This window comes from Nocardia sp. NPDC058480, assembly GCF_042720495.1.
Lineage (GTDB): Bacteria > Actinomycetota > Actinomycetes > Mycobacteriales > Mycobacteriaceae > Nocardia.
In genome coordinates, this window is record NZ_JBHXMN010000016.1 from 38,588 (window position 1) to 55,816 (window position 17,229).

Consider the following 17,229-nt stretch of genomic DNA (forward strand, 5'->3'; position numbering starts at 1 on the left):
CGCGAGGTGCGGCGCGCCGGGAAACGATCACGCCGGTTCGGACAGCAGTTCGCGCAGGTCGGCTACGGCCGTGCGCAGGTGATCGGCGAAGGCGTACATCTGGTCGGACACCGACTTCGGGGTGGCCAGGTAGATGTTCCACCGGTCCGGCAGCAGCACGTAGGCGATGCCGATGCAGCGCGGGCTGGTCGAGCCGAAACCGAAGTAGCGGATGTACTTCGACGGGGCCGAACTGGTCGACAGGTAGTCGTCGCGCATGATCGTCCAGCCGGGGCTGTCGAACAGCGCGATCCGCTCATCGGCGACGCCGAGCTGTTCGCCGCGGCGGCGCTGGATCCACTCCAGTTCCCACAGGTGCTGCTCGGGCGCCTGCCCGGCTTGGCAGTCCTTGGCGCGCGCCACGTGGGCGGACGCGGCGGTGCGCGCCGCGGCCAGCTTCGTCGCGGTGTCGGCGTCGTCGGACACCATCGCGTCGACGAACGACACCATCTCCGGGGTCACCACCCGCATGGCCTCGGTGCGGCCGTTGCGGAACTGCCGGGTGGCGATGGATTCGTAGGTCGCGCCGGTGAGCCCCTTGCTGCGCCGGTGGGCGAGCTGGTAGCTGAGCTGTGCGAAAGCATCGGGTGAGATGCCCAGCTTCTTGGCCTCGCCGGTCCCGAAGTCGTCGAAGGACACCAGCGTGGTGGCCGTATCGGCGGCGAAGCGGGCGAAGTCGGCACCCGCCGCGGCGATGTCGGCGCGGGCGGCCGAGTCGAGGACGAACTCGATCGGCTCCACCGAGGGCAGTCCCTGCGACTGCGCCCCGCTGGTGGCCGCGTGGTCCTGGGTACTCCGTTCGAGCAGTGTGTCGACGAAGGACAGCACGGTGGTGCCGTCGAGCCCGCAGTGCTCGATATTGATGCCGGCCTGACCGTCGGCGAAGACGATGAACGACACCGACTTGTCGAAGTAGCGGTTGCCGCTGTCGCCGTGGAGCAGCTGGTCGCAGGCGTGCAGTTCGTCGCGGGGTGCGAAGTCCTCCAGGCACACCGAGAACAGCGCCGTCTCCACCGCGTCGAACGCCTCGACGTTGGCGGGCTCGGTGCGCAGCACTTCCCGGCTGCGCGCCCAGGCCGCACGGGCTTTGGTGGTGAGATGCCCGACCGAGGTGTCGGTCGCGGCGGGCTTGGTGCCGCCCTTGATCACCGCGCGCAGCCCGTCGACCACATCCTCGAACGCGTACGGCGCGCCGTCGCCGCCGATGACATCCATCCGGAAGATGTTGCCGCGATAGAAGACCGCGATATGACGCGCGTCCGAGGGGCCTGGCCATTGGGGGCTGTAGGGCTTGCGGACACTGTCCTGGATCTCGCCCGGGATCCGGGTCTCGGAGAACAGGTACTCGTTCTGCCACATCGACAGCGGCTGCCCGCGCTGGGTCACCGGCGGAATCTTCTCCGCGTCCAGCGCCAGCTTGTAATCGACTGCCGCCCCGATGATCGCGGCTGCCCGCTCGGTCTGCCCGGCGACGGTCGACGCTGCCAGGGGGGTGTCGTCACGGAACAGGAACACGAAGTTGGCGTTCAACGCGATCCGGTCTCGACGGCCCAGATACCGTGACGGCCAGAATTCGTCGAGCCAGCTGCCGACGCCGGGGGTGGCGTCGTATTCGGCCAGCGCGGCGTGCAGCGCGCGCCCCGCCCCACCGGGGCGCAGCAGCTCGGCTACCGCGCCCTCGGTGGTGGCGTATTCCTCGGCGCCGAGCAGGGGCTGACACCACTGCAGGAACCGCGCGCAACTGTCGTCCAGTGTCGGCAGCGGTACCCGGGGCAGCGTGTCTTCGGCGGCGAACGTGGGTTGGTTCAATCCAAGTCCTCAGGTCTCGATGGGATGCGGGCGGGACAGGAACAGGTTGGCGTAGAGCCAGCCTTCGGCTTCGTGGTCGGTGGTGTCGATTCCCTTGGCCGCCAACGCATCCAGTACCTGTTCGCGTTCCTGCGCCGAGGCGAACCTCCGCTGCTGGAACATACCGGGACGCTGCTCGCTGCGATAGCCGAGCGCGGCCAGTTCCTCGGCGATGGGACCGAAATCGAACATCCGCAACACGAAATGCGCCATCCACGGTCGCTTGCGCGGATCGGCTTGGGCGACCCTGGACAGGGTTTTCTCGGTGATGTAGCCGACGCACCCGGTGGAGATCACCAGATCGGCGGAGGCGAGCACACGCCGCTGCGCCTCGGTGGGCTCGGTGGCCTCGAGGTCGGCGTGCACGTAGTCGTGCAGGAGTCCGGCGGCGTGGGCGTAGGTCAGCGCCGGGCGTGCGGCGTCCATCCCGATGAAGCGTACGTCGGGCATCAGATCGGCGCGCAACCGCTCCCGGTCCGCCGCGAGCAGCCCGATCTTGTCGGTGTCGGCGTGATCGCGGTAGTGCCCGGCCAATTCGTCGACGGTGGTGTCGCTGCGCAGCAGAGCCGCGTTCACCCCGTAGGAGCACCCCAGGTCGAGAACCGTCGGGATCCGGTCCGGCCGGGCGGCCCGCAGCTGGCGCAGCTGTTCGGCGAAGTGCGGCTTTGCCAGTTCCGGGATCCGGTAGTCCAGCTCGTTCATGCGCGCGAAATACGCACGTGGATCGGGACTTTCGTAGATGTCGTCGAAGGATGCTTTGCCGGTGGTGTGCAACGGAACGGACATGGGCGGTTCCTCTCAGTCGAGCAGTCGGTCACCTCGGACGGCGTCGGCCGCGGCGGCCACATGGTCGGGCAGGACACGGCCGAACAACTGCCTGGTGCGTTCGACCGTGCCGATCACCCCTGGTCGGTCCGTGTAGGCGAAAATCGCCGAATGTCGTTGTCCCGCACCGGCCACCTCGGTGACGCGATGCAGCGAGAAGCGGCCCTTGAACAGCTGCAGGTCGCCGGGGCGCAGTGCCAGCGCGCGGATGAGCCGGGTGCCCTCGCCGGTGAGCACGTCACGCACATCGTCGAGGTGCTCAGCGTGCGGGTCGCGGATATTGGGGCAGTACTCGAACACGCCGCCGGCTTCGGGCTTGCGGGTGAGCATGCTCACGGTGAATTCGTTGGTGTCGAAATGCCACGGATGCGACATCCCCGGCTCGACCACGTTCAGGCACAAACCCGCGAGGGGGTCGGCGAATTCGTGCAGATCGTCGAGTTCGAAGCAATCGGCGACGAACCGCTGGAACACCGGATCGGTGTAGAGACGCTGGATCAGCGCCTCGGCGGGGATGCGGTCGCGGGCCACGAAGGCGTTGCCGCGGTCGAGCACGATCCGCGCCGGATGGTCGGCGGGCAGGTCGGCGTCGAGGGGAATGTTGTAGGCATTGACCCGCTCCACTTTGTAGTGGGCGTGGGGTGCGATCGCCTCCCCCTCGGCGCGCAGCGTGTCGAGCAGCTGCGGCCGGATGAACTCACGCAGGACCGTACAGCCGTCCTCGGCCAGCTCGGCGCGGGCGGCTTCGATGGCCGCCTGCCTGCCCGAACCACCGAGATCGGTGAGTGGATACCGTGCGATGTCGACGATTTCGTCAAGCCCCCGCGTGCCCGTCATGTACCCAGTTTGCGGGAAAATTCGGACGCGCGCTCGCGGTTTCGACAAATCGGGCGTATCCCGGGAAGATCACAACCGTGCGAAATCAACTGTGCGGCAACAGTTTTCGCGAATTCCACCCAGGTTTCAGCCTTATCACGATAGGCTATTTCGCCTTATCTCGGTGAGCCCGCACAATTTCAGACGCGGGCGTCGAGAGCGGCACGCAGATCCGCTACCGACAAACCGATCAGCGACTCTCGGAATACCCGCCCCGGCGCCTCGGGAACCGCGATCTCGCACGGAATCACAATCAGACCGCAGCCCGCGCCCTGTGCGGCGAGCGAGCCGGTCGGCGAATCCTCGATCGCGACACAGTCGCCCGGGTCGACCCCGAGCAGTTCGGCGGCGCGGCGGTAGATGGCCGGATCGGGCTTGCCGTGCGCCACCTCGTCGCCGCAGACCGACGCGTCGAAGAAGTCGCGGCCGAGGGTGTCGAGGCCGTATTCGGTGAGCGAGCGTTTGGTATTGGTCACCAGCGCGCACTGCAGACCCGCCTCGCGCACCATCGCCAGTGCGTCCTTGGCGCCCGGACGCCACGGGATCGGGCCGAGCATCAACTCGGTGACCCGGCGCTCGAGGAACTCCCCCGCCTCGGCGGTCATCGCCGGTGTCGGGTCGACCCCGATGCCGTCGAAGAGCATGCGCAGCGCGTTCGGGCCGGAGGCGCCGATCAGTGCGTGGCGGACCTCGTCGGTCAGCTCGCGGCCGTGCTCGCGGGCGAGTTCGCGAACCGCTATGTCCCACAGCTTCTCCGAATCGAGCAGCGTGCCGTCCATGTCCCACAGCACCGCGGCCGGTCGCGCGCTCACCTGTTACTCGCCTCGTTCTCGTCACACATCGCCGGAGGTGACCGGCAGTCGCCGGACCCCGTTCAGGGTAACGGGTCAGCCTCAGACGCCCGATCCGGCGATCTGCAGGTTGCCCGCGTCGCCGGAGACCTGGATCCAGCGGTTCTCCGAGGTCACCGTGCCATTGGTCAGCTGGTAGGTGAGGGTGACGACTGCGCGGTTCTGGCCGCTGGGCGTGATGGAGCCGACAGTCACCGACCGCACCGACGACCAGAACGACGAGTACTGCCCGAACCCGCCGGTCTGCGCCTGGTAGCCGGGAGCGAGCTGCGCCCACGCCCCGCCGATATTGCCGGGGAGCATGCCGTAGTACCCGGCGACGAACTGGGTGATCCGGTCCGGGGTCGGCGGGCCGAAGGGTGTGGTGGTGATGGTCGTGCTGGTCGGATTCGGGGTGGTGGGGGTGGGCTTGGCCGAGGTGCTGGTCGGGGTCGCACCCGTGGTTGTCGCACCGCTGGGCACGGCCGCGGGTGGGGCCGACACGGTGATCGTTTCCTGCTCGGGCACGATGACGACGGTGCTCACCTTGCCGTCGACCACGGTCGTGACGGTGACCGGCGATGCCGGGATCTGTGCCTGCTGATCGGGTTCGCCGCCCCGGTCACGGGTGACCACCAGCACGACGAGCATGACCGTGAAGGCGGCGACGGCGGCGGCAAGCAGCAGGACGGCGCGGCTGTTGTTCGCGGGTTCGGTGCGCGACTGCGGGGCGGGGAACGCGGGAGGGACGCCGGCGGCGGAGGCCTGCGTCGGCCCGGCCGCCGCTCGGGCGCGGGTATCCGCCTCAGCGCCCGCACGTTCGACACCGCTCGAGTTCGGCGGGGTGGCGTCGCGCGGCCGCACCGAGCCAGGATCGCCCGCGCCCGCCTGACCGACCCCGCCCGATGCCGGTGTGCCCGTGGCCGCCGCCGTCGAGTTCCGTCCCGAGAAGGCCGAGCGGGCCGCCTTCCTCATGGCCAGGCCACTGCCGAACAGTGCGGCCGCACCGGATTTCGCCGCCGCTGTCCCGTTCGCGGGCTGCGGGGTCAGCGTCGTCGCCGCCTCACTTACCGGCAGAATCTTCGTCGCGGAGGCAGGAAGTGCCGGGACCCGGCCCGCCGCAACGTCTTCCAGCGCGATGCGGGCCTGCGCCATCGTCGGCCGGTCATCGGCGGACGCGGTCAGCAGCCACATCAGGACCGGAGCGAGCGGGCCCGCGTTCTTCGGCTCCGGCACCACACCGCGCGCGACGGCGTGCAGCACAGCCAGGGGGTTGTCGCCCTCACCGAACGGCGGCGCGCCTTCGGAGGCGGCGTACAGCGTGGAGCCGAGGGCGAACACGTCGGCGGCGGGCTTCGGGTTGTCGCCGCGCGCGATCTCGGGCGCCAGGTACGCGGGGGTGCCCGCCAGGAAGCCGGTGGCGGTGACGGTGACGTCCCCGGTCGCGTGCGAGATGCCGAAGTCGGTGAGTTTGACCGTGCCGTCGTCGCCGACGAGCAGGTTGGCGGGTTTCACATCACGGTGCATGATCCCGGCATCGTGCGCGGCGGACAGGGCCGCGGCGGCCTGGGCACCGATCCCCGCCACCGCGATCGGCGGCAGGGTCACACCGCCTGCCAGCTTCACCGCGAGGCTCGGGGCGTTCATGTATTCCATGACCAGCCACGGCTGGCCGTCCTCTTCGGCGACGTCGAAGACGGTGATGGCGTTGGGGTGGTGCAGGCGGGCCGCGATCCGGCCCTCCCGCATCGCGCGCAGTTTGCCTTCCAGCGCCTGCGTTCCGGTGAGACCAGGCGCGAGCAGCACTTGCTTCACCGCGACGGTGCGCCGCAGCCGGACGTCGGTGGCGCGCCACACGACTCCCATCGCACCCGTGCCGATCGGGTCGGTGAGTCGATAGCGTCCCGCGATCAACCGATCCGACGTCATATTCTGTGCCCCTCCTGCTTACCGCTGAGTCGTCTCGCCCTACGCGCCACAGCGGGATGAAACTTTCGAAAATCCTACGTGCTGAACTGCTTCGATCCTGTTGCGGGACAGCCCGGTCCATGGACCCAGCGCCGCATCGTGACCAGACTCACAAGCGCCACAACGACAATCGGACCGGCCCGCCGGGGCCGATCCGATCTGCCGACACCTATTCATCTGTGCCTGAAGTGTGTCAGGCGTTGAAGTATTTCGCCTCCGGATGCAACAGCACGAACGCGTCCGTCGACTGCTCGGGGTGCAGTTGCAGTTCTTCCGACAGCGTCACCCCGACCCGGCCCGCGTCGAGCAGGTCGACGAGCTTGGCGCGATCTTCGAGCTCCGGGCAGGCGCCGTAACCGAAGGAGTACCGCGCGCCCCGGTAACCGAGCTTGAAGTAGTCCTGCACATCGGCGGGGTCCTCGGCAGCCACGGACTTACCGTCGACGGTCAGTTCTTCCCGCACCCGGCGATGCCAGTACTCGGCCAGCGCCTCGGTGAGCTGCACACCGACACCGTGCACCTCGAGATAGTCGCGGTAGTTGTCGGCGGCGAACAGCGCGTTCGCGAAGTCGGCGATCGGCTGACCCATCGTGACCAGCTGGAACGGCAATACATCGACCTGCCCGGTCTCCCGGGCCCGCTCACGCGAACGGATGAAGTCGGAGATGCACAGGAACCGGTCCCGCTGCTGACGCGGGAAGGTGAACCGATACCGCTCCGGCGCATCAGGATTCGGCTCGGTCAATACGATGACCTCGTCGCCCTCCGATACCGCGGGGAAGTACCCGTAGACCAGTGCCGCGTGTTGCAGCACGCCCTCGGTGGCGAGCCGGTCGAGCCAGGCACGCAACCGCGGGCGACCCTCGGTCTCCACCAGATCCTCGTAGGTGGGCCCTTCACCGGCACGCTGACCGCGCAGCCCCCACTGGCCCAGGAACAGCGCCCGCTCGTCGAGCAGACCCGAATACTCCGCCAGCGGCAGACCCTTCACCACCCGCGTGCCCCAGAACGGCGGCGTCGGCACGGGCAGATCCGCGGCGACATCGGAACGCTCGGGCACCACGATCGGCACTTCGGCGGCCTTGCGCTCGGCCGCGATCCGCTTGGACCGCTCGTGACGGGCCTTGCGCTCGGCGGCCTTCTCCTTGGCCGCGACGGCCGCGGGGCTGTCGGGATCGAGGCCACCGCCACGCTTGACGGTCATGATCTCGTCCATCAACCGCAGGCCCTCGAACGCGTCGCGGGCGTAGTACACGTCGCCCTCGTAGACCTCGGTCAGGTCGTTCTCCACGTAGGAGCGGGTCAGCGCGGCGCCACCGAGCAGCACCGGGAACTGTTCGGCGACGCCCTTGGAGTTGAGTTCGCCGAGGTTCTCCTTCATCACGACCGTCGACTTCACCAGCAGCCCGGACATGCCGATCACGTCGGCCTTCTTGTCCTGCGCGGCGTCGAGGATGGTCGCGATGGGCTGTTTGATGCCGAGGTTGACCACCTCGTAGCCGTTGTTGGACAAGATGATGTCGACCAGGTTCTTGCCGATGTCGTGAACATCGCCCTTCACCGTGGCCAGCACGATGCGGCCCTTGCCCGCGTCGTCGGTGGCCTCCATGTGCGGTTCCAGGTGCGCGACAGCGGTCTTCATCACCTCGGCCGACTGCAGCACGAACGGCAGCTGCATCTGGCCCGAACCGAACAGCTCACCGACGGTCTTCATGCCCGACAGCAGGGTCTCGTTGATGATCTGCAGCGGCGGCACCGTCTGCATCGCCTCGTCCAGATCCTCACCGAGGCCGTTGCGTTCACCGTCGACGATGCGCCGCTCGAGGCGCTCGAACAACGGCAGCAACGCCATCTCCTCCGCGCGCGAGGCCCGCGACGATGCCGTCGAGACACCCTCGAACAGCGCCATCAGCTTCTGCAGCGGGTCGTAGTCCTCGGTGCGACGGTCATAGATCAGATCGAGGGCGACCTGCTGGTGCTCCTCGGGAATCCGGCTCATCGGCAGGATCTTCGACGCGTGCACGATCGCCGAATCCAGACCCGCTTGCACACATTCGTGCATGAACACCGAGTTCAGCACCTGCCGGGCGGCCGGATTCAGACCGAAGGAGATGTTCGACAGGCCCAGGGTGGTCTGCACCTGCGGGCGGCGGAGCTTGAGCTCGCGGATGGCCGCGATCGTCTCCGCACCATCCTTGCGCGACTCCTCCTGCCCGGTGCCGAGGGTGAAGGTCAGGGTGTCGACGATGATGTCGGACTCTTTCAAGCCCCAGTTGGTGGTGATGTCGTCGATCAGCCGCTCGGCGATCGCGACCTTGTGATCGGCGGTGCGCGCCTGACCCTGCTCGTCGATGGTCAACGCGACCACCGCGGCACCGTGCTCGGACACCAGGCGCATGATCTGCTGGAACCGCGAATCCGGGCCCGCGCCGTCCTCGTAGTTCACCGAGTTCACCGCACACCGACCACCCAGGTGCTGCAGGCCGGCTTCCAGCACAGGTTGTTCGGTCGAGTCGATCATGATCGGCAGCGTCGAGGCGGTCGCCAGGCGCGACGCGAGTTCGTTCATGTCCACGGCACCGTCGCGACCGACGTAGTCGACGCACAGGTCGAGCATGTGCGCGCCGTCGCGGGTCTGGTCCTTGGCGATCTCGAGGCACCGCTGCCAGTCCTGCGCGAGCATCGCTTCACGGAAAGCCTTGGAGCCGTTGGCATTGGTGCGCTCACCGATCATCATGATCGAGGCGTCCTGCTCGAACGGGACAGCGGTGTACATGCTCGACACGGCAGGCTCGTGCTCGGGGTGGCGACGATCGGCGATCGGGGGAAGAGTCTTCTCGACCTCGCGCACCGCCTCGGCGACCTGACGGATGTGTTCCGGGGTGGTGCCACAGCAACCACCGACCAGCGATAGACCGAACTCGGAGACGAACCCGCTCATCGCGATGGCGAGCTCTTCGGGGGTGAGCGGGTATTCCGCGCCGTTGGCACCGAGCACCGGCAGACCCGCGTTCGGCATCACCGATACCGGGATGTTCGCGTGCCGCGACAGGTGCCGCAGGTGCTCGCTCATCTCCGCCGGTCCGGTGGCGCAGTTCAGACCGATCATGTCGATGCCGAGCGGTTCCAGCGCGGTCAGCGCCGCGCCGATCTCACTACCGACCAGCATGGTGCCGGTGGTCTCCACGGTGACGTGGGTGATGATCGGGATCCGGCGGCCCGCCGCGATCATGGCCCGGCGGCTGCCGGTGATCGCGGCCTTGACCTGGAGCAGGTCCTGGCAGGTCTCGATGAGGATGGCGTCGGCGCCGCCGTCGAGCATGCCGAGCGCCGCTTCGGTGTAGGCATCACGCAGCGACACGAACGGCGCGTGACCCAGCGTCGGGAGCTTGGTGCCCGGTCCCATCGAGCCCAGCACATAGCGCGGGGTGCCGTCGGCCGACGGGCCCATCTCGTCGGCGACATCGCGGGCGATGCGGGTGCCGCGCTCGGACAGGTCACGGATCCGGTCTTGAATGTCGTAGTCGGCGAGGTTGGGCAGGTTGCAGCCGAACGTGTTGGTCTCCACCGCATCCGCACCCGCGGCGAAGTAGGCGCGGTGGATCTCGGCGAGCACATCGGGTCGAGTGTCGTTGAGGATCTCGTTGCAACCCTCGAGGCCACGGAAGTCGTCGAGCGACAGATCCGCGGCCTGCAACATCGTGCCCATCGCGCCGTCGCCGATGACGACACGCCGCCGCAGCGTGTCGAGGAGCGTGGTATCGAACCCGGTGGGCAAGGACGCAGACATGATTCAAGACTAGAGGGCGCCTCCGACGAACAAGACCACTGTGGGTGAATCGAGTGGCGTGGACCACTGTCCGCGGCGGAAACACGCAACAGCGTCGGTCACCGCAAAACAATTCGCACAAGACACTAGGCTGACCGGGTGGATGCCAGTGAGACCCCCGAGACGGAACTGCCGACGTTGCGCAATCCCGTCATGGTTGCCGCCTTCGAGGGCTGGAACGACGCCGGCGATGCCGCCAGTGGCGCCATCGAACATCTGGAGTTGATCTGGGATGCCGAGCCGCTGGCCGAACTCGATTCCGAGGACTACTACGACTACCAGGTGAACCGGCCGACGGTCCGTCAGGTCGACGGCGTGACCAGGGAGATCCAGTGGCCCTCGACCATGCTGTCGGTGTGTTCCCCGCCCGGCAGCGACCGTGACGTGGTCCTGCTGCGTGGCATCGAACCGAACATGAAATGGCGCAGTTTCTGCGATGACCTGCTCGAGTTCATCGAGCAACTCGGGGTGGAGACCGTCGTCATCCTCGGCGCGCTGCTGGCCGATACCCCGCACACCCGCCCGGTGCCGGTGACCGGTTCGGCCTACAGTCCCGAGGCCGCCGAGCGGTTCAATCTGGAACAGACCAGGTACGAGGGTCCGACCGGGATCACCGGGGTGTTGCAGGACCAGTGCGTGAAGGCCGGTGTGCCCGCGGTGTCGTTCTGGGCCGCGGTCCCGCACTACGTGTCGCAACCGCCGAACCCGAAGGCGACGATCGCGCTGCTGCACCGGGTCGAAGACGTCCTCGATATCGAGGTTCCGCTCGGTGAGCTGCCGAAACAGGCCGAGGAGTGGGAAGTCGCGGTCAACGAGATGACCCTCGGCGACGAGGAGATCAGCGAGTACGTGCGCTCGCTCGAGGAGCGCGGCGACGCCGCGATCGACCTCAACGAGACCATGTCCAAGATCGACGGCGACGCCATCGCGGCGGAGTTCGAGAAGTACCTGCGTCGGCGCGGGCCGGGCAGCTTCGGCCTCTAGTCCTCGTTCACCGGGAGTTCGCCGGGCAGGTAGCTCCCGGCCGCCGTCGGCACGCCGCTTAGACTTTTTCGCGTGCCAGCCCAGTCGATCGTCGCCCATCTACGTGGTTTCGACGACCGCATCGCAGTGCTGCACCATCCCGGTCCCGGGTCCATCGCATCGGTGACCTATGCCCAGCTCGGCGACCGTGTCGCGGAGTTCTCGGCCGGGCTCGGACCTGTCCGGCGGCTCGTCGCGCTCACCGCAGGCAACGATCTCGACTCCCTGATCGCCTACCTCGGCGCTCTCGACGCGGGGTGCGCGGTGTTGCTGACCGGCGAGCTCACCGGTGAACTGACCGCAACCTACGACCCGGACGTGATCATCGATCGCGGCCGCGTCGTCGCGAACCGCGCGCAGTCGGCGCACCGGCTGCATCCGGAGCTGGCGCTGTTGCTCAGCACCTCCGGCTCGACCGGGTCGCCGAAGCTGGTGCGGCTGTCGGCGCACAACCTCACCGCCAACGCCGAGTCCATCGCCGAGTACCTCGACATCGGCCCGCACGATCGCGCGGCGACCACCCTGCCGCTGTTCTACTGTTACGGGCTGTCGGTCGTCCACAGTCATCTGCTGCGCGGTGCGAGCCTGCTGCTCACCGAGCGTTCGGTGCTCGAGCCCGAATTCTGGGACGAGTTCCGCGCGCACCGGGCCACCTCGTTCGCCGCGGTGCCCTATACCGTCGACCTTCTGGACCGGATCGGCTTCGCGCAGATGTCGCTGCCGGATCTGCGGTACGTGACCCAGGCGGGCGGCAGACTCGAACCGGCCAGGGTACGGACCTACGCGGAGCTCGGCGCGGCCGCGGGCTGGCGGTTCTTCGTGATGTACGGCCAGACCGAGGCCACCGCCCGAATGGCGTATTTGCCACCGGAATCGGCGGCCGAACACCCCGACTGCATCGGAATCCCCATTCCGGGCGGGCAGTTCACCCTGACACCGGTCGACGACGGCGCCGCCGAGGAACTGGTCTACCACGGTCCGAACGTGATGCTCGGCTACGCGCACGGCCCCGCCGACCTGGCACTCGGCCGCACCGTCGACGCGCTGCGCACCGGCGATCTGGCCCGGCGCACCCCCGACGGGCTGTTGCAGATAGTCGGCAGGCGCAGTCGCTTCGCCAAACTGTTCGGCCTGCGCATCGACCTGGGCCGCATCGAATCAGAGCTGGCCACAGCCGGTTTCGTCGCCGCCTGCACCGACGACGGCACCCGGCTGATCGCGGCGACACTGCCCCGATCTTCTTCGTCTGCGACATCGCCTCGAGTGCACAGAGATGCGGCAGCGCGGCGGATCGCCGAGGTATCGGGACTGCCCGTCACCGCGATCAGCGTGACCGTCCTCGACGAACTACCGCGGCTGGCCACCGGCAAGATCGACTATCCAGCGGTGCGCGCGCTCGCGACCACGCCGGCGAGCCCGAGCGACGATATCGGCGTGATCTACGCCGACGCCCTCGGCCTGCCGATCGAGACGATCTCGCCCGCACACAGTTTCGCGGACCTGGGCGGCAGTTCCCTGAGTTACGTCACCGTCGCGGCCCGCCTGGAGCGTGTGCTCGGCACGCTGCCCACCGACTGGCCACAGCGCTCGATCGCCGACCTGCGACGATCACCGCGCACCCGCACCCGCTTCGGCCGGGCCCTCGATTCCTCGACAGCGTTGCGCGCGATCGGCATCGTGCTCATCCTCGGCTCCCACATCCAGCTGTTCGAATGGTGGGGTGCGGCACACGTGCTGCTCGCCGTGGCCGGCTACAACTTCGCGCGTTTCGCGGTGAGTTCGGCCCCGCGCGCCCGGCGACTCCAGCTCACCGGGCGGACCGTGGCGATGATCGCGGTGCCGACCGCACTCTGGGTACTGATCACGATGGCCTGGCAACCCGGCTACTACAGCTGGCAGAATGTGTTGCTGCTCAACAAGATTCTCGGACCGCGCAATGACACGGCCGGACACCTGTGGTTCCTCGAGGTGCTCGTGTACTGCACGGTGGCCGGCGCGCTGCTGATCCGGATCCCCCGGATCGACAGGTGGGAGCGGCGGGCGCCGTTCTGGTTCGCCCTCGGCCTGCTCGGCCTCACCCTCATCCTGCGCTGGCATTCGTTCGGACTCTATCCCGAACGCGACATCGCGTTCTCACCGCTGGCCTGTTGGTACTTCGTTCTCGGCTGGGCCGGAGCGAAGGCGACGGCAGTCTGGCAGCGGCTGATCGTCAGCGCCGTGCTGCTGGCTGGTGTGCCCGGATATTTCGGCGTCACCGAGCGGGAACGCCTTGTCATCGTTGGCATTGCGATCTTGATCTGGCTGCCTGCGCTGCGCGTGCCCGCCGTCGTCGCCGTGGTGGCGGTGGCGGTGGCCGACAGCTCCTTGTTCGCGTATCTGCTGCACTGGCAGGTGTACCCGGTGTTCGGCGACCAGCGATTGCTCGCGCTGGTGGCCTGCCTGGCCGCTGGAGCGGCCACTACCGAGATGGCGGATCGGTGCAGGCGTCGGATCCCATGGCTAACGCTCCAGGGTCAGAACCTGAGCGGCCGCCTCGTGCGCCAGCTTCGCGATCAGCAGGTCACGCGGAATCGTCTGGCCCGCAAGGTGATCGAGTGACGGCACCACCACGTGGTGGGCGTCGGCCCGCTTCAATTCCTGGGTGAGCTCGGCGAATGCCGCACCGTCACCCGCGGGTGCTTCGTGGAACGTCGCGGCGAAACACATGCCCGCGGTGCGTGCGAGGCTGCGTAGCGCATCCTCCAATTGGTCGCTCTGGCCATCGGCCAAATCGTCGCGCAAGTATCCATAGATCAACGCTTCCACCCGAACCTCCGTTGGATTGGGATCGCTGTTCTGTTGTCGGACCTGTCTTGTACCGATCCCCCCGCGTCGCGCGGTGCGCCACGCGGGGGTACTGCGTTGCCCTGCAAGCTCTCCTGCAAAGCCGGTATCCGGTTGTCGCGCCGGACACCTTCTTACATCATGGACATTCGTGGCCCCCGGCAGCAGATGTCAATCCGATGACATCTACATGCCCTATCCGGGACGCCGAACGTTAACTGGTGGAATACTACCGCCGTGACCGCAACTGATGATCGACCCGTCTGGGCTGTTCGGATGCGCTCGGAACGTGACGCGAGGGGGTGGTCGCAAGGCGATGCCGTTCGCGCGATGCGTGCCAAGTCCTCCAGCAACCTGCCGACGGACAGTACCCTGCTGCGCAACTGGCGCCGTTGGGAATCCGGGGAATCGCGACCTGACGAGTTCTACGCGCCGATCATCGCGGCCGCGTTCGACACCGTCCCCGCCGCGTTCTTCCCGAAGTCCCGCCCCAACCGGGATGACGAGCTGTTATCGGCAACCGGTATGGACACCCTCGAGTTCATCGGACGACTCAGAATGTCCGACGTCAACAGTGCGACACTGGACGCGGTGCGGATCACCGCCGAAAGGTTGTGCTGCGAATACGCCTACGCCGACCCCCACGTGCTGCACGCCGAGGGCACCGCCTGGCTGCGCCGCATCACCTCTCTGCTCGACGGCAGACTCACCCTCAGCCAGCATCGGGAGATCCTCGTCCTGGCCGGCTGGGTCGCGTTGCTGGTCGGTTGCGTCGACTACGATCTCGGCCGCCGAGGTGGCGCCGAGGCCACTCGCCGGGCCGCCGACTCACTCGGCCGCGAGGCGGGCAACACCGAGATCGTCGGGTGGGCCGCGGAGATGTCGGCGTGGTTCGCGTTGACGCAGGGCAACTTCCGTGGCGCGATCGATGTCTCGGAGAAGGCGATGGCAGGCACCACGTCGTCGAGTGTCGGGGTGCAGTTGGCCGCGCAGCGCGCCAAGGGCTGGGCTCGGCTGGGTGACCACCGCGCGATGCAGACCGCCCTCGACGAGGGCAAGGCGATTCTGTCGCGGATGGGTCACCCGGCCGACCTGGCCAACCACTTCGTCGTCGACGCCACCAAGTTCGACTTCTACGCGATGGACTGCTGCCGGGTGGCAGGCCAGGACAGACTGGCCGAACGCTACGCCCGGCAGGTGATCAGCGATTCGACCCGACCCGATGGTTCGGTCCGCAATCCCATGCGGGTCTCGGAGGCGCGGCTGACCCTGGCTGTCGTCGCCGTGCGCGACCGCGATCTCGAGCGCGCGGTCGAGGAGGGCGTGGCGGCGTTCTCGGCGGGCCGCAAGTCGCTGCCCTCGCTGGCCTGGATCGCGGGCGAGGCAGCCAGGGAGATCATCGAACGGTACCCAGGAGATCAGCGCACGCAATCGTTCCTCGACCAGCTGCGATCGCTCAATGTCGGGTGAGTTCGCCCGGCGATGCCACGCCGATCGGGGACGGGTCCGGCGGAGCACCCGAAGGCCACCACTAACCTGTCTACGGTGACCGACTCCGCCGACGGCCTGCCCAGCGCCGTACCCGCCCTGTGGGACGAGCGTCTGCGGTTGTTCTCGTTCGCGACCGCCGAGAAACGCGCCGACTACCTGCGGGTGCTGCGCGCCTTCGACAGCGCTCGCGCCGCCTACGTGGTGTTGTTGCACGCCGACGACGTCGCCGAGTGGATTTCCAGAGCCGAGGCGGGCGGCCGGATCGAGGCGGCCGCGGGTGTCCCACTGCCCGCGGCCGAGATCGGTCCGCTGCTCGAGCAGTTGCATCGCTGGGGTGTGCTCGAACGCAGCTATGACGGCACCCGTGCGGCCACCCTGGCCGAGTACCGCAACCGGCACTACGTCTACCAGTTCGCGCAGGCCGGATTCCAGGCCTACCGAGCGGTGGCCGGGGTACTCGCGGCCCGGATGGAAGACGCGTCGCTGTCGCGGCTGGTGCTGCCCGAGTTGCTCGCCGACCTGCGCACGCTCGCCGCCGCCAACCGCGACGGCGATGCCGAGCGGGTCTACACCACCTTGCGCAGGCTCGACGCCGCGCTCACCGACATGGCCGCACGGGCCGCGCATTTCTATCTGTCGCTGGGCGATCTGGTGCGCACGACCGAGATCACGCCGGAATCCTTTCTCGCGCACAAGGATGCGTTGCTCGCGCACATGCGGGAGTTCAGCTTGGATCTGGCCCGGTTCGCGCCGCGGCTGGCGGCGGCGATCGGCGAGGTCGAGCAGACCGGAGTCGAGCAGTTGATCGCTCGAGCCGCCGGGTGCGACGAGCGGGTGCTGCTGAGTTTCGCTGAGCGCGAAGCGGATTGGCGTTCACGCTGGGATGGCTTGCGCACCTGGTTCGTCGCCGCGGGCACCGAGTCGTCGGAAACGTGCGAGGCCGACCGGCTGCGGGAGGCGACGATGAGCGCGATCGCGGCGGTGCTGTCGCTGTTGCGCCGGGTCACCGAGACCCGCCGCGGTGGCGTCAGCCGGGAATCGGCGCTGCGGCACCTGGCCGAGTGGTTCGTCGCCACCCCCACCGCGGGCGGTGCGCACGCGCTCTACGACGCGGTATTCGGGCTGGGCAAGCCACGCCATCTGTCGCTCGAACATCCCGATGCGGAGCTGATCCCGACCAGTCGTTCCTGGTGGGACGCACCGCCTTTGGAGATCTCGCGCACGCTCGCCGAGACCGGGCGGGCCCCCACCGCGGGCGCACCTGCCCGGATCGCGCGAAACGACGCGGGCGTGCGGCGACTGCGGGAGGCCCAACTGGCGGCGCAGCGGGACCGAGCTGCGGCCGCCGCCTCCCTGACGGAGGGCAATGTGCACGAGCGAGTGCTGGATCAGCGCGAGACCGAGGTGCTGTTGCGCCTGCTCGACGCGGCCTCGACCGCCTGGGTGCCGGTCAGCGGGAAGGTCGACGGCACAACCGGTTCCGACAACGGCGTCACGTTGACGGTGCGCCCGTGCGATGGGTCGACAGTGATCCGCACCGCCGTGGGGCTGCTCCATCTGAACAACCGCCGTCTCGAAGTGCGCGGCGGTTCGGCGCGACGGGGGGTGACGCGATGAGACAGTGGTGCATCGACTCGCTCGGCCTCTTCCGCGCGGCGCGACCGGCGCCGGTACGAC

Annotated in this window: 11 protein-coding genes; 4 read left to right on the plus strand and 7 right to left on the minus strand. The window is 68.1% G+C overall.

Annotated elements, in window-relative coordinates; translation table 11 throughout:
* Positions 1-27: 27 nt before the first annotated feature.
* The 6 genes from ACFWO8_RS27605 to metH form a co-directional block, all read right to left on the minus strand.
* Complete coding sequence (locus tag ACFWO8_RS27605; protein WP_378965865.1) at positions 28-1,848, minus strand: choline/carnitine O-acyltransferase; 1,821 nt, start codon at positions 1,846-1,848, stop codon at positions 28-30.
* A 9-nt stretch (positions 1,849-1,857) separates the two neighbouring features.
* Positions 1,858-2,673: a class I SAM-dependent methyltransferase gene (locus ACFWO8_RS27610; RefSeq protein ID WP_378965867.1), complete on the minus strand. Its 816-nt coding sequence runs from the start codon at positions 2,671-2,673 to the stop codon at positions 1,858-1,860.
* 12 nt (positions 2,674-2,685) lie between these two features.
* Positions 2,686-3,549: an arpA protein gene (locus tag ACFWO8_RS27615; RefSeq protein ID WP_378965871.1), complete on the minus strand. Its 864-nt coding sequence runs from the start codon at positions 3,547-3,549 to the stop codon at positions 2,686-2,688.
* 179 nt (positions 3,550-3,728) lie between these two features.
* Positions 3,729-4,400: an HAD family hydrolase gene (locus tag ACFWO8_RS27620; protein ID WP_378965876.1), complete on the minus strand. Its 672-nt coding sequence runs from the start codon at positions 4,398-4,400 to the stop codon at positions 3,729-3,731.
* Positions 4,401-4,481: 81 nt separating this feature from the next.
* On the minus strand, positions 4,482-6,347 hold the full coding sequence (locus ACFWO8_RS27625; RefSeq protein ID WP_378965891.1) for a protein kinase: 1,866 nt from the start codon (positions 6,345-6,347) through the stop codon (positions 4,482-4,484).
* Between the two features lie 232 nt (positions 6,348-6,579).
* The gene (gene metH, locus ACFWO8_RS27630) at positions 6,580-10,176 is read right to left on the minus strand and encodes a methionine synthase (RefSeq protein ID WP_378965900.1); all 3,597 of its coding nucleotides are present in this window, start codon (positions 10,174-10,176) and stop codon (positions 6,580-6,582) included.
* 192 nt (positions 10,177-10,368) lie between these two features.
* Here metH and ACFWO8_RS27635 point away from each other — a divergent pair, with 192 nt between their 5' ends.
* Together ACFWO8_RS27635 and ACFWO8_RS27640 are read left to right on the plus strand one after the other, a co-directional pair.
* Positions 10,369-11,199 (plus strand): PAC2 family protein, encoded by an 831-nt coding sequence (locus tag ACFWO8_RS27635; protein WP_378966605.1) that lies wholly within the window; start codon positions 10,369-10,371, stop codon positions 11,197-11,199.
* 72 nt (positions 11,200-11,271) lie between these two features.
* The gene (locus tag ACFWO8_RS27640) at positions 11,272-13,836 is read left to right on the plus strand and encodes an AMP-binding protein (protein WP_378965908.1); all 2,565 of its coding nucleotides are present in this window, start codon (positions 11,272-11,274) and stop codon (positions 13,834-13,836) included.
* On the opposite strand, the gene ACFWO8_RS27645 is transcribed toward ACFWO8_RS27640, so the two are convergent.
* Entirely contained in the window at positions 13,738-14,043 is a 306-nt protein-coding gene (locus ACFWO8_RS27645) for a hypothetical protein (RefSeq protein ID WP_056809962.1), read from the minus strand. The two genes, ACFWO8_RS27640 and ACFWO8_RS27645, sit on opposite strands and share 99 nt — an antisense overlap.
* Positions 14,044-14,391: 348 nt before the next feature.
* On the opposite strand from ACFWO8_RS27645, the gene ACFWO8_RS27650 reads away from it, so the two are divergent.
* A complete protein-coding gene (locus ACFWO8_RS27650) occupies positions 14,392-15,531 on the plus strand; it encodes an XRE family transcriptional regulator (protein ID WP_378965915.1) in 1,140 nt (379 codons plus the stop codon).
* Positions 15,532-15,663: 132 nt separating this feature from the next.
* Complete coding sequence (locus tag ACFWO8_RS27655; protein WP_378966611.1) at positions 15,664-17,169, plus strand: TIGR02677 family protein; 1,506 nt, start codon at positions 15,664-15,666, stop codon at positions 17,167-17,169.
* The last annotated feature ends 60 nt before the right edge of the window (positions 17,170-17,229 follow it).

Coding starts and splice junctions, on each gene's coding strand:
- ACFWO8_RS27610 (WP_378965867.1), bottom strand. CDS start 2,673: ATGTCCGTTCCGTTGCACACCACCGGCAAAGCATCCTTCGACGACATC.
- ACFWO8_RS27615 (WP_378965871.1), bottom strand. CDS start 3,549: ATGACGGGCACGCGGGGGCTTGACGAAATCGTCGACATCGCACGGTAT.
- ACFWO8_RS27625 (WP_378965891.1), bottom strand. CDS start 6,347: ATGACGTCGGATCGGTTGATCGCGGGACGCTATCGACTCACCGACCCG.
- metH (WP_378965900.1), bottom strand. CDS start 10,176: ATGTCTGCGTCCTTGCCCACCGGGTTCGATACCACGCTCCTCGACACG.
- ACFWO8_RS27635 (WP_378966605.1), top strand. CDS start 10,369: ATGGTTGCCGCCTTCGAGGGCTGGAACGACGCCGGCGATGCCGCCAGT.
- ACFWO8_RS27650 (WP_378965915.1), top strand. CDS start 14,392: ATGCGTGCCAAGTCCTCCAGCAACCTGCCGACGGACAGTACCCTGCTG.